The sequence below is a fragment of the Vibrio genomosp. F10 str. 9ZD137 genome (assembly GCF_049974785.1).
In the GTDB taxonomy this organism is placed as follows: Bacteria; Pseudomonadota; Gammaproteobacteria; order Enterobacterales; family Vibrionaceae; genus Vibrio.
This window is the reverse complement of the sequence record NZ_JBNGCJ010001007.1, coordinates 1-238: the sequence shown is the minus strand read 5'-3', so window position 1 is coordinate 238 and position 238 is coordinate 1. Positions and strand designations below refer to the sequence as shown.

Sequence of the window (238 nt, the reverse complement as noted above, 5' to 3'; positions counted from 1 at the left end):
GAAGCTAGTATCGCTTCATATTTACCTGACTCATGGTGTTTTGCTGCATTAGACAGCGGACGAGTTTTTGCTGCTTGTATAGTTAAAGCGCAGACCAACAGCCTTGCTGAGATATTTAATGTATCGGTATCTCCAGAGCTGCAAGGTCAGGGTATTGGTTCTAAGTTACTAAAGCTTGTTCTATCTCAGCTACCAAGCAAGGGAATCAATCGTATTGAGCTTGGTACGGGTACATTTG

1 protein-coding gene is annotated in these 238 nt (G+C 42.9%); it reads left to right on the top strand.

Annotated features, from left to right (window positions below; all coding sequences use genetic code 11):
- Nucleotides 1-238: GNAT family N-acetyltransferase (locus ACP45E_RS21560; protein WP_141707481.1), on the top strand; the 238-nt coding region annotated here is incomplete at both ends.